A 22966-nucleotide genomic window follows, 5' to 3' on the forward strand; every position below is an offset into this window, starting at 1 on the left:
CTCCCGCCCAGCCCCGCCTGCCGCCCAGGTCCGGTTAGGCTGGCTGCATGAGAGGCATGGCAACGAAGGTGCGGTCCGGTGTATCACTGCTGGTGGCGGGCGCCTTCCTGGCCGGCTGCTCCAGCGCAGGACCGGTCCAGCCGGGCTGGACTGCGCAGCCGGGTCCGTCCGGAGCCGCAGGCTCCAGCGCTTCCGCGCCCGCATCCCCGGATGCCTCCTCAACGGCGGCCTCCGAAGGCGCAGCTCCCGGCTCCGCCTCATCCGGCGCGCCACAGGCAGTGGCTACGGCTGCGGCCTGGAAGTCTTTCTCGGACCCTGGCAAGGCCGTCAGCTTCGACCTGCCGGAGGACTGGATCGCCCAGTCCGTCACGCCGGAGGAAGGCGCCTTGCCCGGTGCCCTGAAGATCGAAGTGAAGAAGCCCGACGGCACCTTCATGGCAGCGCTGCGGACCGGGCTGCCGCCGTCGTCCACGGAATGTCCGGAAGCATCCCGGCGGGCCTACACCGTGGTCAGCAGTGTGCCGGTGGAGGTCTCCGCCGCAGGCGGGGAGGGGACCATACCGCCCAGGGTGGTTTTCCGTGTGATCCAGGGGTACAAATACTTTGGTTCCTACGGCGTTACGAACGTTGCGGGCGGCACGGACGGCCAGGCCTGCGAGCTCCGCAACATCCTGCGGGGTCCCGCCGGAAAGGGCGACTACTCGTTCGGGGACGTCGTCTCCGTACGCCCCTTTGCCCCGGACGAAAAAGTGGCCCCCGCCAAGGCATTCGACACCCTTGACCAGGCCGCCCGGTACGCCAATGAGGGCAGCGAATTCGCCAATGTCCAGCGGATGCTAATGTCTCTGAAGATCAAAAACTAGTTAGTCCCGTTCCCGGCCCGAGTGCTGCGACAAGCGGTGACTTTTCTTCCACCGCACCCAACCCGGAAAGAGCCATGGAACGCAGTGTTTCCGCACGACTGGTCTTCAAAACCGCAGCCAACACCAAGGTGGCGATGGCCGTCGCGGTGGCGAGGAACGGGGGCTATTCCTCCTTTGAGGAGTCGCTGTCCGTCACGGCCGAGGGCGGCCAGGTCCCGCTGACCGAGGTGGCCGACCACCACGGAGGCCGGTTCCACTACATGGAGTTCGCCGATCCGGCGGAGGTGACGGTGGAATACTCCGCCACGGTGGCCGGAAAAGCCGAACCGGAAGAGGCGGAGCTTGCCGACCGGATCCGCTACGTCCGGCCCAGCCGGTACGCAGAATCAGACCGGCTCCTGCCCACCGCCTACGCCGAATTTGAGGGGGTCCAGGGCGCCGGGCTGCTGCACGCCGTCAGGAACTGGGTGAACGGGGAACTTCGCTACCTCAGCGGATCATCCCGGGGCACCGACGGGGCAGTGGAAACCCTGCTCAGCCGCCGCGGAGTTTGCCGGGACTTCGCGCACCTGGCCATCGCACTGCTGCGCTCCAAGGACATCCCCGCCAGGCTCGCCGCCGTCTACGCTCCCGGCCTGGCGCCGATGGATTTCCACGCCGTGGCCGAGGCCTACGTGGAGGGTGCCTGGCACGTCATCGATCCCACGGGGCTGGCCCCGCGGGAATCGATGCTTCGGATCACCGCCGGCCGGGACTCCGCCGATACCGCCTTCCTGTCCACCGTGGGCGGGAGCCTGATCCTCCACCAACTGCAGGTCACCGCAGTTGTCAACGGCGTCCTGCCCGTGGAGGATCCTGCCCGCCTTATGCAGCTGGGCTGACCACCTCCGGTCAGCGGGGACCCAGCGAACTCCGCAGCTTCTCCGTGAGCCGCCGCAGTTCCTTCTGCTCGTCAGGTGTCAGGGCCGGACCCATCAGGGTGGAGATGTCCCGGACGTGCTCGCGGCCGATCTCCTTCTGCAGCTCCCGGCCTTCCTCCGTCAGCTTCAACAGCACGCCCCGGCCGTCCTCCGGCGCCGGCATCCTGGCCACCAGCCCGCGCTTCTCCAGCCGCTCCACCATCCGGCTGAGGCTGGACTGGCTCAGAAGGACGTTGTCGTTGAGCTCGTTCAGCCTAAGCCACCCTGTGGGGCAGCGTGACAACGTGAACAGGACGTCATACTCGTTGACGGCCAGCTTCCGGAAGGCCGGACCTGCCTGCAGCTTGCGCATGACGGCCACCTGTGCCCGGAACAGCGACTCCCAGGTCTCGGCTGCAAGCCGCACTGGTGATTCTGAACTGTTGCCGGCCATCATGCCTCCACGGAGGACTTTTCGGCGCCCGGCGCATCCTGGCCCTGCCCTGCCTGCGCCTCCTGACCTGCCTGCGCCTCCTGGGCGGCCAGCGCAGCGGCAACCCGGTTGGCATGGGTGGGCGGTTCGGGAACGTGGGCCGGAGTGAGGGCGGCGTACTCCTTGCGCAGGACAGGCAGGACTTCCTCGCCGAACAGGTCCAGCTGCTCCAGCACGGTCTTCAGCGGCAGGCCGGCATGGTCGATCAGGAACAGCTGCCGCTGGTAGTCGCCGAAGTACTCCCGGAAGGTCAGGGTTTTTTCGATAACCTCCTGCGGGCTGCCGACGGTCAGGGGCGTCTGCGAGGTGAAGTCCTCGAGTGAGGGCCCGTGCCCGTAGACCGGAGCATTGTCGAAGTAGGGGCGGAACTCCTTGACGGCGTCCTGCGAGTTCTTCCGCATAAAGAACTGGCCGCCCAGGCCCACGATCGCCTGGTCTGCCTTGCCGTGGCCGTAGTGCTCGTAGCGCTCACGGTAGAGGCTGATCAGCTGCTGGTAGTGCTCCTTGGGCCAGAAGATGTTGTTGGCAAAGAAGCCGTCGCCGAAGTACGCGGCAACTTCGGCGATCTGGGGCGTGCGGATGGAGCCGTGCCACACGAACGGGGCCACGCCGTCGAGCGGGCGCGGGGTGGACGTGAAGTTCTGCAGCGGGGTGCGGAACTTGCCGGACCAGTTCACGGTGTCCTCGTCCCACAGCTTGCGCAGCAGGCTGTAGTTCTCGATGGCGAGTTCCACGCCGTCCTGGATGTTCTTGCCGAACCAGGGGTAGACGGGAGCGGTGTTGCCGCGGCCCAGGACCAGGTCCACGCGGCCGTCGGCGAGGTGCTGGAGCATGGCGAAGTCTTCGGCAATCTTGACCGGGTCATTCGTGGTGATCAGCGTGGTGGCCGTGGACAGGATGATCCGTTCGGTCTGCGCCGCGATGTAGGCAAGGGTGGTGGTGGGGGAGGAGGAGAAGAAGGGCCGGTTGTGGTGCTCGCCGATGGCGTAGACATCCATGCCGATTTCCTCGACCTTCTTCGCGATGGCGACGGAGGCCTTGATGCGCTCGTTCTCGGTGGGGGTGCGGCCCGTGGTGGGGTCCGTGGTGATGTCACTGACGCTGAAAACACCGATCTGCATGATGTGCCTTTCCGTTGCTTGGACTTGCTGGCTTTGGTTCCAGTATAGGCCAATTTAGATGCATTTGCATCTATCGCCGGATACAACGCTGCCGCACGGAAAATATTCCGCAGTTTTTACTCGGGGCTTCCGGGTGCTGCGCGCCGCCCGCTGACCTTGGGCACCATGCCCGTGGTCCAGTCGCGGAACTCATCGTCGACGTCGGCGCCGGGGCCGAATTCCGGGCGCTCATGCAGTTCCCGCAGCAGCGCCTTCTTCTCCCGGCGCCCCTCCACCAGGCGGTAGAGGACGGGAACCAGGACCAGGGTCAGGGCGGTTGATGAGACGAGGCCGCCGATGACCACCACGGCCAGGGGCTGCGAAATGAAGCCGCCCCCGCCTGTCAGCCCGAGGGCCATCGGAGTCAGGGCGAACACCGTGGCCAGGGCGGTCATCAGGATGGGCCGGAGCCGCTGCCGCGCGCCGTGGGTGATGGCATCCGCCACGTTCATGCCCGGCCGGCCGTCGCGCGGCTGCCGGTACTGGTTGATGAGGTCGATCAACACAATGGCGTTGGTGACCACGATGCCTACCAGCATCAGCATGCCGATCAGTGACGGCAGGCCCAGCGGAACCCCGGTCACCAGCAGCAGGGCCACGGCGCCGGTGGCCGCGAACGGCACCGAGACCAGCAGGATCAGCGGCTGGATGAGGGATTTGAACGTGGCCACCATGATCACGTAGACGATGGCAATGGCCGCCAGCAGGGCAAGCCCAAGCTGCTGGAACGACTCCTGCTGCTGGGTGGTGGCGCCGCCGATTTCGGCGGTGACCCCGGCCGGCAGCTGGACCTCTGCGAGGCGCTTCTGGACTTCCGTGTTCACGGCGCCGAGGTTGGATCCCGACGGCGTCACGGACACCCGCGCGGTGCGCTGGCCGTTGCTGGCGGTGATGGACACCGGGACGTCCACCTGTTCCACCGCGGCAATGCTGCCGAGCGTTACAGGAGCGCCGGCGGCGGGCAGTGGAATCGCGCGGACGGCGTCGATGCTGGTGAACCTGGTGCCCTTGCCGATCTGGACCGGGAAGTCGTTGGTGTCGATCCGTACGGTCCCGGCAGGGATGGGGCTGATGGTTGACGCGAGGACGCCCGCCACCTGTTCCTCGTTGAGTCCTGCCGCGACGGCCTTGGCACGGTCAACCTTCACCTGGACCACCGGCTGGCTGGCGGCGAGGTTGGTGGCCACTTCGCTGGTGCCGGGGACGCCGGTCATGGCTTCGACCATGGCGTCGCTGGCAGCCTGCAGGTCCGCGGTGGTGGCCGCCTTGATGGTGATGTCCACCGTAGAGGACGTTCCGAAGCCGCCCTGCTGGGTACCGACGGAGACCTTCCCTGAATCGGGCACTTTTGCCAGCTCGTTCCGCACGGTTTCCTGCAGCTGCTCCTGGTCCGCCTTTTCATCGGTCACCACCGTGAAGGTGGAGTTGGAAGATCCGGTGGAGGTGATGGCGGCAAACCCGGCCTGGGCATTGCCGCTGGTCACCTGCACGTCGCGGACGCCGTCGATCCCGCGCAGGACCTCCTCAAGGCGGACGGCGGCGGCGCTGGTATCAGCCAGGCTGGTCCCGGCAGGCAGCACCTGCCGGACGGTCAGGCTGTTCTGCCCGGAATTTCCCAGCAGGTTGGTTGCCAGCAAGGGTGCCATGGCCGCGGTGCCGCCCAGGACCAGGGCGGCGGCAACCAGGGTGACTACCGGATGCTTCTGGGTCTTGGTGAGGATGGGAAGATACCCGCGCTGGAGCCTGCTGCGCTGCTCTGCCTCCTGGGCCTTGGCGCGGGCCTCGGAGGCATTGCGGCGGGCTGCCCCGCTGCCGAGGCCGGGATTGGGCAGGAACCAGTAGGCCAGCACGGGAACGATGGTCAGCGAAACCAGCAGTGAGGCCAGCAGCGCCATGGTGACGGTGAGGGCAAACGGCCTGAACAGCTCGCCCGCGAGTTCGCCCACGAAGGCAATGGGCAGGAAGACTGCCACTGTGGTCAGCGTGGAGGCCGTGATGGCGCCGGCCACTTCGCGGATGGCGGTCAGGATGGCGGTGACCTTGTCCTCGCCGTAACTGAGGTGCCGCTTGATGTTTTCGATGACCACGATCGAGTCATCCACCACCCGGCCGATGGCGATGGTGAGCGCGCCGAGGGTGAGGATGTTCAGCGAGTAACCGGTAGCGGACAGGCCGATGAAGGTGATCAGGAGTGAGAGCGGGATGGACACCGCCGTCACCAGGGTGGAGCGCGCAGACATCAGGAACACCAGGATGACAGCCACGGCGAAGCCCAGCCCCAGCAGGCCCTCAGTGGTGAGGTCTTTGATGGACTTTTCGATGAAGGGGGCCTGGTCGAAGACCGGCGTGAACTTGGCATTGGAGCCCAACTCAGCCTCGAGCCCGGCCAGGGTGTCACGCACTGCATGCGAGATGGCCACCGTGTCGCCTTCAGGCTTCTTGGTGACGGACACGGCCAGGGTTTCGGCGCCGTTGGTCCGCGTGATGGAGGTCCGTTCGTCGTCCTTGACGGAGACGTCGGCCACGGAGCCGATGGTGGCGGCGTTCTTTGCCCCGGCGAGCGGCAGTGCCTTGACGGCGTCCAGGGAATCGACGGGGCTGCCGATCTGCAGGGAGAGGGTCTTCCCCTGCTCCTCAAGGGTGCCCGCCGGGACCAGGGCGCCGTTGTTTCCCAACGCGTCACGAATGGAGGTGAGGGTGGCGCCGGCGGCCGCCATGGCATCGGCGCGGGGAAGGATCTCGATGTGCTGGGTGGCGCCGCCGGTCACATCGGCGCCGCGTACGCCGTCGATCTTCTGCAGACGGGGCACGCTGAGGCGCTGCAGGTCCGAATTGAGCTCGCTGAGGGACTTGTCCGAGGACACGGCCAGGAAAACGATGGGAAAGTCGCTGATGCTGCCGGCAATGGCCTGCGGCTGGACATCCTCGGGGAGGTTCCGCTTGGCGTTGGAGATGGCCCGGTCAATCTGGTTCCGGGCGCGGTCAAGGTTGGAACCGTACGTGAAGACCATGGTGATCTGGGAGACGCCGTTGCGCGACGTGGAGGAGGTGGATTCCAGCCCCTCCACGCCGTTCAACGCAGTCTCCAGCGGTCCGCTCACCTGCTTGTCCACCACCTCCGGGGAAGCCCCGGGCATGGCGGTCAGCACCGTGATCTGCGGAAACTCGATCGACGGGATGAGCTCCTGCTTCAGCGATGACATGGTGATCACGCCGAACACGGAGGCGAAGACGGTGATCAGTGCGATCAGTGCCCGGTTTGCCAGAGAAAGTTGTGCCAACCGGAACATCGCATGAACTCCTGTGGGGTTGTGACTGACTGTTGCGGACCAGGACAGCCGGCCACCGGCCCCCGGCAGGGTCAGTGGCTGGCGGTAACGCTCTCCAGCTGCAGGGACCTCGCCGTGGCCTTTTCCAGCTCCGCGGCAAGTTCCGGGTTGTCATCGAGCTTGACGCCGTAGCCGGGCATCATGTCCTTCAGCCGGGACTGCCAGCCCTTGAAGTTCTTGGGGAAGGCCTTCTTGAGCAGTTCGATCATGATGGGTACCGCAGTGGAGGCTCCGGGGGATGCACCCAGGAGTGCGCCGATGGAACCGTCACGGCCGGCAATGACTTCAGTGCCGAACTGAAGAATGCCGCCCTTCTGCGGGTCTTTCTTAATGATCTGTACACGCTGGCCGGCCGTAATGAGTTCCCAGTCGCCCGCCTTGGCCTCCGGGTAGTACTCGCGCAGGGCTTCCACCTTGTCGGCGTGCTTTTTGGCAACTTCCTTGACCAGGTACGCGGTGAGGTCCATGTTGTCCTTGGCAACGGCCAGCATGGGGATGATGTTGCTTGGCCGGATGGACAGCGGCAGGTCCAGGTAGGAGCCGTTCTTCAGGAAGTTGGTGGAGAAGCCTGCGTACGGGCCGAACAGCAGCGAACGCTTGCCGTTGACGTACCGGGTGTCCAGGTGGGGCACGGACATGGGCGGGGCGCCCACGGACGCCTGGCCGTACACCTTGGCGCTGTGCTGGGCAGCGAGGGTTTCGTCCGTGCAGCGGAAGAACTGCCCGGAAACCGGGAAACCGCCGTAGCCCTTGCTTTCCGGAATCCCGGAGGCCTGCAGCAGGTGCAGGGCGCCGCCGCCGGCGCCGACAAATACGAACTTGGCGTGGATCTTGCCGTGTTCGCCTGACCGGGGGTGCTTCAGCGAAAGGTTCCAGCCGCCGTCGGACGCCTTGGAGATGCCGGTAACATCATGGCCGTAGTTAATCTCGACGCCGTTGTTCCCGAGGTAGGTGGTCAGTTCACGGGTGAGTGCCCCGAAGTCCACGTCGGTGCCTTCGGCGGCGCGCGTGGCGGCGATCCGCTGCTTGGGATCGCGGCCCTTGACGATCAGCGGAGCCCACTTGCCGATCTTGCCGTGGTCCTCGGAGTACTCCATGCTGCGGAACAGGGGATGCGGCTTGAGTGCTTCATACCGGGTCTTCAGGAACCGGGTGTTCTCTTCGCCGATCACAAAGCTCATGTGCGGCACCGTGTTGATGAAGCCCTTGGGCGATCCGATCAGCGACTGGTCCACCAGGTGGGACCAGAACTGGCGGGAAAGCTGGAACTGCTCATTGATGAGCAGTGCTTTGGCGGGGTCCACCGAGCCGTCTTTGGCTGCGGGGGAGTAGTTGAGTTCGCAGAGGGCAGCGTGGCCGGTTCCGGCGTTGTTCCACGGACCGGAGCTTTCCAGCCCAGGCTCGTCCAGCCGCTCGAACATGGAGATGGTCCAGTCCGGCTCCAACTGCTTGATGAATGCCCCCAGCGTGGCGCTCATGATGCCGCCGCCAATCAGGACGACGTCGGCATGAGGGGTCTTGGAAATGAAGGTCACGATCAGTCTCCGATTGCAGCGGCTCTGGCTGTCACAGAATATCCCCGCGCAGCCCTACTACTGAAATTGGGCTGGCCCGTCAAGGCTTCAGTTGTACTTTGGTGAAAACTTCATTTAAGACAGGCGACGCCGGATAGCTCACCACACGGTCGGACAAGGCCAATGCAGAGATGGGGAAGGCAACCGGAACCGCGGGAACAGTGGCCGCGATCTGCGCATTGATGGTGTGATATTGCTCATCCCGCTCCTGCCCCTCGGGCATCCCGCGGGCCCTGTTGATCTTGGAGAAGACCTGGGGGTCCTGGTAGCCGAACTCGCCGTTCTTCTCACCGAAGAGGGGGCCAACGAAATTGTCGGCGTCCGAGTAGGACCCGTTCCAGCCGAGCAGGTGGAGTGCGTGGTCTCCCGGGGACTGCACCTTTTGCAGATACCCCTCAGACCAGTCCACGGGAACGGGCCTGACGTTGAAGCCGACGGCGGTGAGCTGGCGGCTGATCTCGGCGTAAACCTTCTCCGGAGTGGGCAGGTAGGGCCTGGTGACGTTCAGCGGGTAGTAGAACCTCAGCTCCTCACCGGAGTACGCGGCCTCCTTGAGGTACTCCTTGGCCTTGGCGGGGTCGTGCCCCAGTGCGGGGGCGTCGTTGTTGAACCCGCTGATCTTCGGCGGGACGAACTGGGTGGCCACGGCGGTGTTGTCGATGAAGAACTTGCGGATCAGCGTTTCTTTGTCGATGGCCAGTTCAATGGCCTGCCGGACTTTCTGGTTCTGCAGGACCGGGATCTCCTGGTTGATGCCTAAGTACATTACGGAGAACGGGTCCCGCTGCACAATCTGCTTGCCGCGCTTCACCAGCTGGTCGAAGTTACCCACCGTCACGGCGTCGTAGCCGTCGATTTTCCCGTCCAACAGGGCCTGGAGGCGGGCCTGGGGGTGGTTGTAGGCCACAAAGTTGATGGTGGCGATCTGGCCACGCTCTCCCCAGTAGGACGTATTGCTGGCCAAGGTCACGCTGCCTTCGTCCCAGGATTGCAGGATGAAGGGGCCAGTGCCCACCGGATTGGCGCCGAAGACGGACACGGCCTGGCCGCCGCGGTTCTGGTCCAGCACGTCGGCATTGCCTGCCGCAAGCGCAGCGGGGGAGGCGATGGCGAAGGCCGGCAGGGTCAGGGCCTGCAGGAATGCGGTGAAGCGCTGGCTGAGGTCGATCTGCACGGTATCGGCCGCCACCGCGGTGCAGCTTTTGAAGATGGACAGCTCCGGCTGGTCCGAGTGCGCTTTGAACACACCTTTGAACGAGCTGCCGGGGGCCTGCCGGCGGAGGTTCTCCGGGAACGCAAACCAACGGTTGAAGTTGGTGCACACCGCTTCGGCGTTGAAGGGGGTTCCGTCGTGGAAGCTCACACCGCTGCGCAATTTGAAGGTGTAGGAGCGGCCCTCGTTGGTTTCGCTCCACTCCGTGGCCAGCAGCGGAGTGGGTTTCCCGGTTGTCTGGTCCACCCCCACCAGTCCTTCGAGGATCTGCCGGGTGATCCGCTGGGACTCAACATCACTTGACAGCGCCGGGTCCAGGCCCAGTGGCTGCACCGCGGTGCCGAAGTTAAAGGTTGCGGTGGGCTCCGCCGTCGTGCTGGGGGCAGGGGAAGCGGGCGACGGCGACGGGGCCGGTATGGCGGTGCATGAGGTAACGCTCAACGCCAGGAGGGCGGCACCGGTCGTCAGGACCGTCCGCCGGGATGGACTGCTGGGCACGCGTTTATCACCTCGGGATCTTGCCGGCACCGCCGGTTGCGGGCCGGGACCCAGTCTAGTTGACCTGGTGGTGCGCTTCCGGGAGGCCCAGGGCGGCCGCCTGTTCGCCGACGCCTTAAAGGCCCGGGGCCCGTCCTTGTCGGAACGGGCCCCGGGCCTGGCTGCTTGCAGCCGGGATTACTTGGGCATCAGCACGGAATCGATGAGGTAAACCGTCGCGTTCTTGGTCTTGACGCCGCCGCAGATCACGCTGGCGTCATCCACCTTAAGGGTGTCGCCGCTGCCCGTGACCGTGACGGAGCCGCCCTGGACGGTGGCGTGGGTGCCGGCGATCTTGTCCGGGGTGATCTGGCCGGGAACCACGTGGTAGGTCAGGATCTTGCTCAGGAGGGCATCATCGGTCTTCAGTGTTTCGATGGTGGCCGGGTCGATCTTGGCGAAGGCGTCGTCCACCGGCGCGAAGACAGTGAATTCACCGCCGTTGAGGGTGTCCACCAGATCCACCTTCGGGTTCAGCTTGCCGGACACGGCAGCCGTGAGGGTGGTCAGGATGGGGTTGTTGGATGCTGCCACGGCCACGGGGTCCAGCGCCATGCCTTCCACCGAACCTGCGCCCGTGGGTACCTGCTTGGCGTAGGCTGCGCAGCCACTGCCCACCAGGTTGGCGGCCGGATCCATCATGGCTGCGGAGGAGCTGGCAGAGGGTGACGGGGCCATCGTGGTGGCCTTCGCCGAAGCGGAGGATGACGGCGCGGCGGCCGGAGCGGAGGAGCTGGACGTGCCTGCTGAGCCACCGCAGGCGGTCAGGCTGAGCAGAGCTGCAGCTGCAACGCCTGCGACGCTGAAAGTGGTGCGCTTGATGGTCTGCATTGTGGTTCTCCTTGGGTTGAACATGTCGCCTGGCCGTGAACGGGATGTCCGCGGCGCTGATTGCTTCCGGTTGGTGGGCACCTGCCTTGGCTGGTGTCTCAGTGGGTATTCGGCCGCTGCGGAAACATGGATGGGTCGGCGTCAAGGACTTTTTCAGCGCACTGGTGATTCCCGGGAATATCCGGGGGCTGATGACCGCCGGGCGGCGGCAAAGAAACAAAAGATCCCCCGGCCTGTGACAAGGTCACGAAGGCCGGGGGATCTTTGACAGGCAGTGCGCAAGGGGGGACTTGAACCCCCACGCCCGAAGGCACAGGAACCTAAATCCTGCGTGTCTGCCAATTTCACCACTCGCGCGTGGCCTTCGGCGCCGCACGTTCAGGCGCCTGTGTCAGGGCCAGGAAGGTACGACGGCGGATGCCAGTCTTTATTGTAGCGTTGCGCAGGCGGGACCTGCGTCAGCGGTGGCCGGGTCAGGCGTCCAGTTTCAGGTCCCGGCGCAATTTGGCCACATGGCCCGTGGCGCGCACGTTGTACTGGGCCAGGGCCACTTTTCCGTCGGGATCCACCACAACGGTGGACCGGATCAGGCCCTCGTAGGTCTTGCCGTAGTTTTTCTTCTCGCCCCAAGCCCCGTAGGCCTCCGCCACTGCATGGTCCTCGTCCGAGAGCAGCGGAAAAGTGAGGGTTTCCTGGGCGGCGAATTTGGCGAGCTTTTCCACCGGATCGGGGGAGATGCCCAGGACGTCGTACCCTGCCGACTGCAGCGAGGACAGGTTGTCCCGGAAGTCGCATGCTTCCTTGGTGCAGCCGGGGGTCGCCGCGGCGGGGTAGAAGTAGACGATGGTCTGGCGGCCCGGCCGCGGTGCCAGGCTGACGTCCTTCCCCGTCGAGTCTTTCAGGGTGAATTGCGGTGCGTCGTCACCTGTTACGAGTCGGTCAGCCATTGTTTTTCTCCTTGTTGCAGGCGGGACACATCAGCCTAGTAAGCGGTGCGGAACAGTGCTAATCGGCACTTGGCTATACTTGCTGCTATGCCTGATATGGATCAATGGCCCACAGGGCGCCTCTTGTCCACTGCTGCGCGCCTCGTTGAACACTCCTGGAATGAAAAACTCGGCGCTATCGGTCTCACCCATGCCGGTGTTATCGCCATAGAGGTCCTTAACGCGCAGGGCCCCATGACCCAGGCGCAGCTTGCCCAATATGTGCGCGTGCAGGCCCAGACCATGGGCAAAACCCTGAGCCGCCTCGAAGCCCACGGGCATATCGCCAGGGTCCGCAGCACCTCTGACCGCCGCAGCCATGTGGTGTCCCTGACTGAGCGGGGCAAGGAAGCCGTCGCCGCCGCCGTCGAGATGGAACGTACGGTCCTGGCAGCGGCCACCATCGACCCCGACGCCCTGCGGCAGGAACTCAAGGCTGTTGTCCGCGAGCTGGCAAGCCAGTTCGGTACCACCGCCACCGCGGCTTTGGTGGAGAACCCGTCCATGACGCCGTAGCCCATCTGCTTCGGCCGGCACTGCCGGCCTACAGCGTGATCCCAGCTGTTACAGGCTGCGGTCACGCTTTATTTTTGCCCCGCATCTGCCGCCCACCGACGGGAACGCGCCATCACGTCCGGCAAGCAATCGGGAAACGCGCCATCACTTATGGCCGCCAGGTTGTAATCGCCCGCTCACTTGCTGCAACGAATCGGCCGACGCGCCATCAGCTTCTCCAACCAATCAGCTGGCGCTCCATCACCTGACGCACGCTGCCGCGGCATGCCGCCGTCGGACCTCACAGGAAACTGATCGAGCGATGCACGAAAAGCTGCAGGAGGTGATGGAGCGTTTTGCTCCAGGCTCCAGCTATGCCCATGCTGGGCCGCCAACTCCGGAAAACAAAACAGCCTCCGGTTTGCGTTTCCGCAAGCCGGAGGCTGTTTTCCCAGTGGTGCACCCCCCGGGACTTGAACCCGGAACCCATTGATTAAGAGTCAATTGCTCTGCCAATTGAGCTAGAGGTGCATCTTTTGTTTCGATCGTTTGGGCTTTTTCTTTCCCGGTTGATCTCCGCAACGACATGAAACTCTACACGAACTTTTGGTGCATGTGAAATCGACGGCGGCAGTCGGGGTCTTGTCAGCCCTGAGGGGGTAAAACCAGCACAAAGTCGGGGTTTTCATTGTTGGTCAGCAGCCAAAAACCGCCGTCCGGAGCGTGGACCACATCCCGGATCCGGCCGTATTCACCTGTGAAATAGGCCACAGGCGAGCCTGCTTCCTCGCCGGCCAGGGGCACGGTCCACATCCGCTGGCCACGCAGTGCACCCAAGTACGCCGTTGAGCCCACAATTTCCAGGCCGCTGGGCGAGGACTCGCTTGTTGCCGGCCAGACGACTTTTGCGTCCCGGAACTCCGGGCGGTGCGGTGCTCCGGTCACAGCGGGCCACCCGTAGTTGCCGCCCGGCACAATCAGGTTCATTTCATCATTGACGTCAGGCCCAAACTCGCTGGCCCACAGCCGCCCCTCTGCGTCCCACGCCAATCCCTGGACGTTCCGGTGTCCGAGGCTGTACACGGCATTCCCGAACGGATTGCCTGGTGCCGGGGCGCCGTCGGCTGTCAGGCGGAGGATCTTCCCGCCCAGCGCCTCGGGGTCCTGCGGCTGCTCCCTGCGCTGGGAGTCGCCGGTGCCCACATACAGGAAGCCGTCCGGCCCGAACCGGATCCTGCCGCCGTTGTGGGTGGAGGCTTTCGGAATTCCCGTGAAGATCACTTCCGGCTGTCCGAGGGAAAGCGTGCCGTCGCCCGCCGCCAGCAGGCGAAGGCGGGCAATCCTGTTGTCCTGCCCGGAGGTGAAGTACACGTAGAGGTAGCGGTCAGTTGCAAAGTTGGGGGACAGGGCAAGCCCCAGCAGGCCGCCTTCTCCTCCCGGAGCCACGCCTGGAACTGCACCCAGTTCACGGGCGGCGCCGTCACGGACTGCTTTGAGGAGGGTGGTGTCGCGCTCAGAAATCACGGCTGTTCCGTCGGGAAGGAACACCGCAGCCCAGGGGATTTGCAGCTGAAGATCCAGGCGTTGCGGCGTTCCGGGCACCGGCCCTGCCGACGTGCTCAGTGAAGGCCGGCTTCCCGTAGGTATTCCGTCCGGGTTACCCGTGCAGGCAGACAGGAGCAGGGCGAGGCACGCACCAGCGGCCGCCATGACGGGTGCAGCCGGGTGCGCCCGCCGTCGGGAGCCGGCTCTGCTAGATGCGCCTCCGCCGCGGCGCTCTGAAGCCGGCAGCCTCTGCATGGGCAGGCGACTCGAACCACACGTCAGCCCTTGTCTGCTCATACTCGGGGTGTCCCTCCTCGTAGTAGACCATGGAGCCGGCGTCACCCTTGACGGTGTAGTCCGCCGGGCCGCTTCCGTCAGCCGTGGCCGACGCCGAGCCCGCGCCATAGGGCTCGTTCGCGGCAAGGTGCCCGGTTGGTTCCGTTGCGGCCGGCTCTGTGGCTGAAGGTCCTGTTCCGGACGCGGGCATGGCCGACGGCTGGTACTGGGTATGGTCCGCGCCGGTTTCCACCAGCGCAGAGGACTGCGCCCGGTCCTGCGTTTCGGTTGCGGCGGCGTCGGTGGGGAGTCCCATGCCTGCACCGCCTGGGGAAGGCGCCACGTCGGAGTTTGATGCGTTTTCGGTGTGGCCGGTGCCAGCCGGCGACGGCTGACGGGCTGCGGCTGCCGCGCCGGTATCCTCCGGTTCCTCCACTGCCGCCGTCTCAGCCCCGGGAAGGGTAGGGGCCTGCGGCGCGGTGTATTCGGCGTGGTGAACCGGCTGCGAGTCCGCGGCACCCTCATTCGTGGTTCCGGAAGACCCAGCCCCGAACCCGGTCTGCGGGGCCGTCCCTTCCCGGTGGGTCGCACTTTCGCGGGCAGGGGCTGAACCTGATGCCTCAGACCACTGGGTTTCCCATTCGGCAGCATCCTGGATCCGGCGCTCTTCCTTGACGCCTTCCCCGCTGCCCGCGCCTGCGGTGCCAAGTGCGGACGAGCCGGTACTGCTGTGCTGTGCCTCGTCGGCAGGGGACCTGTCCGGCCTGGCCACCGACTCGGCCGGCTCCTCCGCAGTGGTGGGCGCGGCGGGCTCTGCCGGGCGGCCGAATCCGGCCGCGCTGGCAATACCCGTGGTGCCCGCGGCCTCGGCGGAAGCTGCCGCGCTGCCGCCGGAAAGTGCACCGTCAGTCCGGGTACTACCGTCGACGCCGGGCCTGTCCGCCTGCCCGCCGCTGCGGTCCGCGGACGGCTCCCGGGCGGCAGCGGACTTTTTGGCGTTCAGCCGCCACCACACAACACCGGCCAAAACAGCGAGCAGAATGATCAAGAAGACAGCTTCCATGGCAATCCCTTCAGTCGGTTGGGCAAGCTCCTTTGCCCGACGCTACGTCGGGTCCAGATCGCTGTCCAGCACTTTGACCTGCCGCGACGCCGTTTGCCCGGCCGCCGCAGGTGGCGCTCCCTCCGGGCGAGGCGGGAACACGATGCCCTTCAGCAGGCGTGCCGGACACACGGTTGCGCCAAACCAGAAAAGCCGAAGGGATACGAAGGGGGTCATCTCAATATGCAAGATGCCAGTCCACTATCTGATCGGAAATATTCCCGGTTTTGCGCTTAACCGGCCCGGGTCTGTCGTCGCGCCGTTCCGCGGAGCCATAGACTTTCCCCTATGAGTGAGGACACCCTGGTGGGAACCGACAACAAGCCTGACATCAAGCCGCGGAGCCGGGTAGTTACTGACGGCATTCACGCTGCTCCCGCCCGCGGCATGTTCCGGGCCGTCGGAATGGGCGACGACGACTTCGCCAAGCCCCAGGTGGGTGTTGCCAGCTCCTGGAACGAAATCACCCCGTGCAACCTCTCCCTGAACCGGCTGGCCCAGGGCGCCAAGGAGGGCGTCCACGCGGGCGGCGGGTTCCCCATGCAGTTCGGCACCATCTCGGTCTCTGACGGCATCTCCATGGGCCACGAAGGCATGCACTTCTCGCTGGTTTCCCGCGAAGTCATTGCCGACTCCGTGGAAACCGTGATGCAGGCCGAGCGGATTGACGGCTCCGTCCTGTTGGCCGGCTGTGACAAGTCCCTTCCGGGGATGCTGATGGCCGCGGCCCGCCTGGACCTGTCCAGCGTCTTCCTCTACGCCGGCTCCATCATGCCCGGCTGGGTCAAACTCGAGGACGGTTCCGAAAAGGAAGTCACGCTCATTGACGCCTTCGAAGCCGTTGGCGCCTGCGCCGCCGGCAAAATGAGCATGGAAGACCTGACCCGCATCGAAAAAGCGATCTGCCCCGGCGAAGGCGCCTGCGGCGGCATGTACACGGCGAACACCATGGCCTGCATCGGCGAGGCCCTCGGCATGTCCCTGCCGGGCTCGGCCGCTCCGCCCTCGGCAGACCGTCGTCGTGATGAATTCGCCAGGAAGTCCGGTGAAGCGGTAGTCAACCTGCTGCGCAAAGGCATCACCGCCCGCGACATCATGACCAAGAAGGCGTTTGAGAACGCCATCGCCGTCACCATGGCCTTTGGCGGTTCCACCAACGCCGTCCTGCACCTGCTGGCCATCGCCCGCGAGGCCGAGGTGGAGCTCACCCTTGACGACTTCAACCGCATTGGCGACAAGATTCCGCACCTGGGTGACCTCAAGCCTTTCGGCCGCTACGTGATGACCGACGTCGATAAGATCGGCGGAGTGCCCGTCATCATGCGCGCACTGCTCGACGCCGGCCTGCTGCACGGCGACTGCCTCACCGTCACGGGCAAGACCGTGGCCGAAAACCTCGAAGCCATCAACCCGCCGGACCTTGATGGCAAGATCCTGCGTGCACTGGACAACCCGATCCACAAGACCGGCGGCATCACCATCCTGCATGGCACCATGGCCCCCGAAGGCGCAGTGGTGAAAAGCGCAGGCTTTGACGCCGACGTCTTTGAAGGCACAGCGCGTGTCTTCGAACGTGAACAGGGCGCCCTCGACGCGCTGGACAACGGCAAGATCCACGCCGGCGACGTTGTGGTCATCCGGTACGAAGGCCCCAAGGGCGGGCCGGGCATGCGCGAAATGCTGGCCATCACCGGCGCCATCAAGGGTGCGGGCCTGGGCAAGGACGTCCTGCTCCTCACGGACGGACGGTTCTCCGGCGGCACCACCGGCCTGTGCATCGGCCACGTCGCCCCGGAAGCGGTCGACGGCGGCCCTATCGCCTTCGTGAAGGACGGCGACCGGATCCGCGTGGACATCGCAGCCCGCAGTTTCGACCTCCTGGTGGACGAGGCGGAGCTCGAAGCCCGCAAGGTGGGCTGGGAGCCGCTGCCCGCCAGGTACACCAAAGGTGTCCTCGCCAAGTACGCCAAGCTGGTGCACAGCGCGAGTACAGGCGCTTATTGCGGGTAGCACCTCCGCAAAGGATGGCCGACCCAACCAGGTAGCGCTAAGTGTCGTTTTGTACGCTCAAAACGACACTTGCTGCTACCTGGTTGGGGAGGGGGCCAGTTTGTGGACAATGGAGTCCACATGGTGAGATCGGGTAGCGGCTCGTTGACACGTATCTCACCAGAGGGAAAACTGAACCCATGACTTTCGTTACCAGCTGCGCCGCTGCAGATGCAGTCGTCGTCCTTGCCAAGCGCGTGGCACATTAGCCCTGGTAACGAACCGTCACGCGCAAACCCCTCGAAGAGCCGCCAGGCTGAGGGGTTTTTTTATTTCCCGCAGTTTCCATGTAACACAGATGATCCACAAGGAAGAGTCCGATGAGCAAAGGATCGCCGATCAGCCCCTCGCTGATGGCTACCAAGTCCGCTGGAGCCCCCAAGGCTCCGGAACGCGCCGACCGCACGGCTGAACACGCCGTCGTCGTCGCCGACCTTGCTGCCGCCTCTCCTGTCCTTGGGCCGAACAACGTTGTACCCCCAACGGTGATGACCGGCTCGCAAGCTATTGTCCGCTCGCTCGAAGAACTCGGCGTCGACGATATTTTCGGTTTGCCCGGTGGCGCAATCCTGCCCACCTACGACCCCTTGATGGCCTCCAGCATGAATCACGTCCTGGTCCGTCACGAACAGGGAGCCGGCCACGCCGCGCAAGGCTACGCCATGGTCACCGGGCGGGTGGGCGTCTGTATCGCCACCTCGGGCCCCGGTGCCACCAACCTCGTTACCGCCATCATGGATGCCCACATGGACTCCGTGCCCCTGGTGGCCATCACCGGACAGGTGTCCAGCGGTGTGATCGGCACCGACGCCTTCCAGGAAGCGGACATTGTGGGCATCACCATGCCCATCACCAAGCACTCCTTCCTGGTGACCGACCCCAACGACATCCCGCATGTGATGGCGGAGGCCTTCCACCTGGCCTCGACCGGACGTCCGGGTCCTGTCCTGGTGGACGTGGCCAAGGACGCCCAGGTGGGCCAGATGACCTTCTCCTGGCCGCCGCGGGTGGACCTGCCCGGCTACCGTCCTGTTACCCGCGGTCACAACAAGCAGGTACGCGAAGCTGCCAAGCTGATCGCCGCAGCCCGCAAGCCGGTCCTGTACGTGGGCGGCGGTGTTGTAAAGGCACATGCCTCCGCAGAGCTGCTGGCACTTGCCGAAGCAACCGGAGCCCCCGTTGTCACCACGCTGATGGCAAAGGGTGCCTTCCCCGACTCCCACCCGCAGCACATGGGAATGCCGGGCATGCACGGGACCGTCTCGGCCGTGACCGCCCTGCAGCAGTCGGACCTCCTCATCACGCTCGGCGCCCGGTTTGATGACCGCGTTACCGGTGTGCTGAAGACATTCGCCCCCAACGCCAAGGTCATCCACGCCGACATCGATCCGGCCGAAATCTCCAAGAACCGCACGGCGGACGTGCCCATCGTGGGCTCGGTCAAGGAGATCATCCCTGAGCTGACCGACGCCGTGCGCACCCAGTTCGAGGCATCAGGCACTCCGGACCTCACCACGTGGTGGGCATTCCTGAACAACCTGAAGGAAACCTACCCGCTGGGCTGGACCGAACCGGAAGACGGACTGACCGCCCCGCAGAGGGTCATCGAGCGGATCGGTGCCCTGACCGGACCGGAAGGCATCTATGTGGCGGGCGTTGGCCAGCACCAGATGTGGGCGGCGCAGTTCATCAAGTACGAGCGCCCGCACGCCTGGCTGAACTCGGGCGGAGCCGGCACCATGGGCTACGCCGTCCCGGCCGCCATGGGCGCCAAGGTGGGGGAGCCGGACCGCGTGGTCTGGGCCATCGACGGCGACGGCTGCTTCCAGATGACCAACCAGGAACTGGCCACCTGCGCCATCAACAAGATCCCCATCAAGGTTGCCGTCATCAACAACTCCTCCCTGGGCATGGTGCGCCAGTGGCAGACCCTCTTCTACGAGGGCCGCTATTCAAACACCGACCTCAACACCGGCCATGACACCGTCCGCATCCCGGACTTCGTCAAGCTGGGGGAGGCCTACGGCTGCGCCTCGTTCCGCTGCGAACGCGACGAGGACATCGACGCCACCATCCAGAAGGCCCTCGAAATCAACGACCGCCCGGTGGTCATCGACTTCGTGGTGAGCCCCAACTCCATGGTGTGGCCGATGGTGCCCGCCGGCGTGAGCAACGACCAGATCCAGGTTGCCCGCAACATGACCCCGGAATGGGAAGAAGAGGACTGACCATGAGCCGCCACACACTCTCTGTCCTGGTTGAAGACAAACCGGGCGTCCTGACCCGGGTTGCAAGCCTCTTCGCCCGCCGGGCCTTTAACATCAACTCCCTGGCCGTTGGCCCCACCGAGGTTCCGGGCATCTCCCGGATGACCGTGGTGGTCGACGCCGATGGCGACCTCATCGAGCAGGTCACCAAGCAGCTCAATAAACTGATCAACGTCATCAAAATCGTTGAGCTGACCTCCGAATCTTCCGTACAGCGTGACCACATCCTGGTCAAGGTACGTGCGGATGCCGCAACTCGTCTGCAGGTGACCCAGGCTGCAGACCTGTTCCGCGCCTCAGTGGTCGACGTCTCCACCGATTCCGTCGTCATTGAAGCAACCGGCCATCCCGAAAAGCTCACGGCACTGCTTTCAGTGCTGGAGCCCTTCGGCATCCGCGAAATCGTGCAGTCCGGCACCCTGGCCGTTGGACGGGGATCCCGCTCCATGAGTGACAGGGCGCTGCGTTCCGCCTAGGACCCGCGGGGTCTACCCGGCAAACGCGACGCCCGTAACCGCACCACCGAACACCTATCTACAATCCACTCAAGAGGAGTTACGCAAGTGACTGAAATGTTTTACGACGACGACGCCGACCTGTCGATCATCCAGGGCCGCAAGGTTGCCATTGTGGGCTACGGCTCCCAGGGCCACGCCCACGCACTGAACCTTCGCGATTCCGGCGTCGAGGTTGTTATCGCGCTGAAGGACGGCTCCAAGTCAGCCGCCAAGGCCGAGGACGCCGGCTTCACCGTCAAGAACGTCGCCGACGCCGCCGAATGGGCAGACGTCATCATGATCCTGGCACCGGACCAGCACCAGCGCTCGATCTACAACGACTCCATCAAGGACAAGCTGAAGCCGGGCAAGGCCCTTGCTTTCGCCCATGGCTTCAACATCCGCTTCGGCTACATCCAGGCACCGGAGGGCGTTGACGTCATCCTCGTCGCCCCGAAGGCACCGGGCCACACCGTCCGCCGCGAGTTCGAAGCCGGCCGCGGCATCCCGGACATCATCGCCGTCGAACAGGACGCTTCGGGCGCCGCCTGGGAACTGGCCAAGTCCTACGCCAAGGCCATCGGCGGCACCCGCGCCGGCGTCATCAAGACCACCTTCACCGAAGAGACCGAAACCGACCTCTTCGGCGAGCAGGCTGTCCTCTGCGGCGGCGTGTCCCAGCTCGTCCAGTACGGCTTCGAAACCCTGACCGAAGCCGGCTACCAGCCCCAGATCGCCTACTTCGAGGTACTCCACGAGCTCAAGCTCATCGTTGACCTCATGTGGGAAGGCGGCATCGCCAAGCAGCGCTGGAGCGTTTCCGACACCGCTGAGTACGGCGACTACGTCTCCGGTCCGCGCGTCATCACCCCCGCGGTGAAGGAAAACATGCAGGCCGTCCTCGCCGACATCCAGTCCGGTGCGTTCGCCAAGCGCTTCATCGAAGACCAGGACAACGGCGGCGTGGAGTTCAAGGAACTGCGTGCCAAGGCCGAGCAGCACCCCATCGAGGCTGTTGGCCGCGAACTGCGCTCCCTGTTCTCCTGGCAGCAGCAGGACGTGGACTACGTTGAAGGTTCCGCCGCCCGCTAAAGGTTGCCCCTGAGGCGCCACCATAAAGGCAGCAGTGAGGCCGGGTTCACACTTAACAATGTGAGCCCGGCCTTTCTATCGGCCTAGACTTGTTTCCATCCCCAGGACTGCAACGCAGAGGATCAGCCGTGTCAAAACCCGTAGTACTGCTCGCCGAAGAACTTTCCCCCGCCACCATTGAGGCCCTCGGCCCGGACTTCGAAATCCGCCAGACCGACGGCGCTGACCGCTCCCAGTTGCTTTCTGCCATCGGTGACGTTGACGCGATCCTGGTCCGCTCCGCCACCCAGGTGGACGCCGAGGCTATCGCCGCGGCGAAGAACCTGAAGGTCATCGCCCGCGCCGGTGTGGGCCTGGACAACGTGGACATCAAGGCGGCCACCCAGGCCGGCGTTATGGTGGTGAACGCCCCCACGTCCAACATCGTCTCCGCCGCCGAGCTCACCGTGGGCCACATCCTCAGCCTGGCCCGCCACATTCCGCAGGCCAGCGCCGCGCTCAAGGACGGCGAGTGGAAGCGCTCCAAGTACACGGGCATCGAACTGTTCGAAAAGAAGATCGGCATCATCGGCCTCGGCCGCATCGGCGCCCTGGTGGCAGCCCGCCTGAAGGGCTTCGACACCAAGATCCTTGCCTACGATCCCTACATCACCTCAGCCCGGGCAGCGCAGCTCGGCGTGCAGCTGGTCACCCTGGACGAGCTCCTGGCGCAGTCCGACTTCATCACCATCCACATGCCCAAGACTCCTGAAACCGTGGGCATGCTCGGCGCGGATGCGTTCAAGAAGATGAAGACCACCGCCTACGTGGTGAACGTCGCCCGCGGCGGCCTGGTGGACGAGGAAGCCCTCTTCACTGCCCTGCAGGACGGCGAGATCGCCGGTGCCGGCGTGGATGTCTTCGCCAAGGAGCCCAGCACCGACCTTCCGTTCTTCAAACTGGACAACGTGGTGGTCACCCCCCACCTCGGCGCCTCCACGGACGAAGCCCAGGAAAAGGCAGGCGTCTCGGTGGCCAAGTCCGTCCGCCTCGCCCTCGCAGGCGAGCTGGTTCCCGACGCCGTCAACGTCGCCGGCGGCATCATCGCCCCGGACGTCCGCCCGGGCATCCCGCTGATCGAGAAGCTGGGCCGGATCTTCACCGCCCTCACCCACGACTCCCTGACGCAGTTCGACGTCGAGGTGGCCGGCGAGATCTCCTCCCTGGACGTCAAGGTCCTGGAACTGGCGGCACTGAAGGGCATCTTCGCCGACGTCGTCACCGAACAGGTGTCCTACGTCAACGCCCCGGTCATCGCCGAGCAGCGCGGCATCAACGTCCGCCTGATCACCACCCCGGAGACCGAGTCCTACCGCAACGTCCTGACCCTGCGCGGGGCACTCAGCGACGGCAGCCAGATCTCCGTGGCCGGCACCCTGACCGGTCCCAAGCAGATCGAAAAGCTGGTGGGCATCAACGGCTTCGAAGTTGAAATCCCCATCAGCGAGCACCTTGTGGTGGTTGCCTACACCGACCGCCCCGGCGTGATCGGCACCATCGGCCACATCCTGGGCATGAACAACATCAACATCGCCGGCATGCAGGTGGCACGCCACGACCAGGGCGGACAGGTCCTGGCGCTGCTGACCATCGACAGCTCGGTGCCCCAGCAGGTGCTCGATGCCATCAAGGCCGGCATCGGCGCCGAAATGGTCCGGGAAGTGGACCTGGAGGACTAAGCGCCAGGGGAAACGCCGAAGCGTCGGCCCCCGCTCGGCG

General features: G+C 65.0%; 17 protein-coding genes and 2 tRNA genes. 8 read left to right on the forward strand and 11 right to left on the reverse strand.

Features of this window, described 5'->3' with window-relative positions:
- Positions 1-47 precede the first annotated feature (47 nt).
- Together FNL14_RS04050 and FNL14_RS04055 are read left to right on the forward strand one after the other, a co-directional pair.
- On the forward strand, positions 48-863 hold the full coding sequence (locus FNL14_RS04050; protein WP_142057881.1) for a hypothetical protein: 816 nt from the start codon (positions 48-50) through the stop codon (positions 861-863).
- A 74-nt stretch (positions 864-937) separates the two neighbouring features.
- Complete coding sequence (locus FNL14_RS04055) at positions 938-1744, forward strand: transglutaminase family protein (RefSeq protein WP_142057883.1); 807 nt, start codon at positions 938-940, stop codon at positions 1742-1744.
- Positions 1745-1754: 10 nt separating this feature from the next.
- Here the strand turns inward: FNL14_RS04055 and FNL14_RS04060 are convergent, their stop codons facing one another.
- The 8 genes from FNL14_RS04060 to bcp form a co-directional block, all read right to left on the reverse strand.
- Positions 1755-2216 (reverse strand): MarR family winged helix-turn-helix transcriptional regulator, encoded by a 462-nt coding sequence (locus FNL14_RS04060; protein ID WP_142057981.1) that lies wholly within the window; start codon positions 2214-2216, stop codon positions 1755-1757.
- A complete protein-coding gene (locus FNL14_RS04065; protein ID WP_142057885.1) occupies positions 2216-3376 on the reverse strand; it encodes an LLM class flavin-dependent oxidoreductase in 1161 nt (386 codons plus the stop codon). Before FNL14_RS04065 ends, FNL14_RS04060 begins: the two co-directional genes overlap by 1 nt.
- Before the next feature lie 116 nt (positions 3377-3492).
- Entirely contained in the window at positions 3493-6705 is a 3213-nt protein-coding gene (locus tag FNL14_RS04070) for an efflux RND transporter permease subunit (RefSeq protein WP_142057887.1), read from the reverse strand.
- Between the two features lie 71 nt (positions 6706-6776).
- Positions 6777-8279 carry a malate:quinone oxidoreductase gene (locus tag FNL14_RS04075; protein ID WP_142057889.1) on the reverse strand — a complete coding sequence of 501 codons (1503 nt, stop codon included), beginning with the start codon at positions 8277-8279 and terminating at the stop codon, positions 6777-6779.
- Positions 8280-8358: 79 nt separating this feature from the next.
- A complete protein-coding gene (locus FNL14_RS04080; protein ID WP_181762539.1) occupies positions 8359-10029 on the reverse strand; it encodes an ABC transporter substrate-binding protein in 1671 nt (556 codons plus the stop codon).
- A 177-nt stretch (positions 10030-10206) separates the two neighbouring features.
- Complete coding sequence (locus FNL14_RS04085) at positions 10207-10899, reverse strand: fasciclin domain-containing protein (RefSeq protein ID WP_091415807.1); 693 nt, start codon at positions 10897-10899, stop codon at positions 10207-10209.
- Positions 10900-11174: 275 nt separating this feature from the next.
- Positions 11175-11256 (reverse strand) — tRNA-Leu (locus FNL14_RS04090).
- Positions 11257-11372: 116 nt separating this feature from the next.
- Positions 11373-11846, reverse strand: a complete 474-nt coding sequence (gene bcp / locus FNL14_RS04095) for a thioredoxin-dependent thiol peroxidase (RefSeq protein ID WP_142057891.1) — start codon at positions 11844-11846, stop codon at positions 11373-11375.
- Positions 11847-11942: 96 nt separating this feature from the next.
- Here bcp and FNL14_RS04100 point away from each other — a divergent pair, with 96 nt between their 5' ends.
- On the forward strand, positions 11943-12401 hold the full coding sequence (locus FNL14_RS04100; RefSeq protein WP_091416069.1) for a MarR family winged helix-turn-helix transcriptional regulator: 459 nt from the start codon (positions 11943-11945) through the stop codon (positions 12399-12401).
- A 434-nt stretch (positions 12402-12835) separates the two neighbouring features.
- Here the strand turns inward: FNL14_RS04100 and FNL14_RS04105 are convergent.
- The 3 genes from FNL14_RS04105 to FNL14_RS04115 form a co-directional block, all read right to left on the reverse strand.
- A tRNA-Lys gene (locus tag FNL14_RS04105) sits at positions 12836-12911 on the reverse strand.
- Positions 12912-13025: 114 nt separating this feature from the next.
- Positions 13026-14090 carry a PQQ-dependent sugar dehydrogenase gene (locus tag FNL14_RS04110; RefSeq protein ID WP_142057893.1) on the reverse strand — a complete coding sequence of 355 codons (1065 nt, stop codon included), beginning with the start codon at positions 14088-14090 and terminating at the stop codon, positions 13026-13028.
- A 43-nt stretch (positions 14091-14133) separates the two neighbouring features.
- On the reverse strand, positions 14134-15264 hold the full coding sequence (locus FNL14_RS04115) for a hypothetical protein (RefSeq protein ID WP_142057895.1): 1131 nt from the start codon (positions 15262-15264) through the stop codon (positions 14134-14136).
- Between the two features lie 327 nt (positions 15265-15591).
- On the opposite strand from FNL14_RS04115, the gene ilvD reads away from it, so the two are divergent.
- The 5 genes from ilvD to serA all read left to right on the forward strand — a co-directional run bounded on the left by ilvD (position 15592) and on the right by serA (position 22926).
- Positions 15592-17313: a dihydroxy-acid dehydratase gene (gene ilvD, locus FNL14_RS04120; RefSeq protein WP_091415818.1), complete on the forward strand. Its 1722-nt coding sequence runs from the start codon at positions 15592-15594 to the stop codon at positions 17311-17313.
- Positions 17314-17672: 359 nt separating this feature from the next.
- The gene (locus tag FNL14_RS04125) at positions 17673-19580 is read left to right on the forward strand and encodes an acetolactate synthase large subunit (protein ID WP_142057897.1); all 1908 of its coding nucleotides are present in this window, start codon (positions 17673-17675) and stop codon (positions 19578-19580) included.
- Between the two features lie 2 nt (positions 19581-19582).
- On the forward strand, positions 19583-20095 hold the full coding sequence (ilvN, locus tag FNL14_RS04130) for an acetolactate synthase small subunit (protein WP_050054685.1): 513 nt from the start codon (positions 19583-19585) through the stop codon (positions 20093-20095).
- A gap of 87 nt (positions 20096-20182) precedes the next feature.
- The gene (ilvC, locus tag FNL14_RS04135; RefSeq protein WP_091415822.1) at positions 20183-21208 is read left to right on the forward strand and encodes a ketol-acid reductoisomerase; all 1026 of its coding nucleotides are present in this window, start codon (positions 20183-20185) and stop codon (positions 21206-21208) included.
- Between the two features lie 128 nt (positions 21209-21336).
- On the forward strand, positions 21337-22926 hold the full coding sequence (gene serA, locus FNL14_RS04140; protein WP_142057899.1) for a phosphoglycerate dehydrogenase: 1590 nt from the start codon (positions 21337-21339) through the stop codon (positions 22924-22926).
- Positions 22927-22966 lie beyond the last annotated feature (40 nt).

The sequence above is a fragment of the Pseudarthrobacter sp. B4EP4b genome (assembly GCF_006680095.1).
GTDB lineage: Bacteria > Actinomycetota > Actinomycetes > Actinomycetales > Micrococcaceae > Arthrobacter.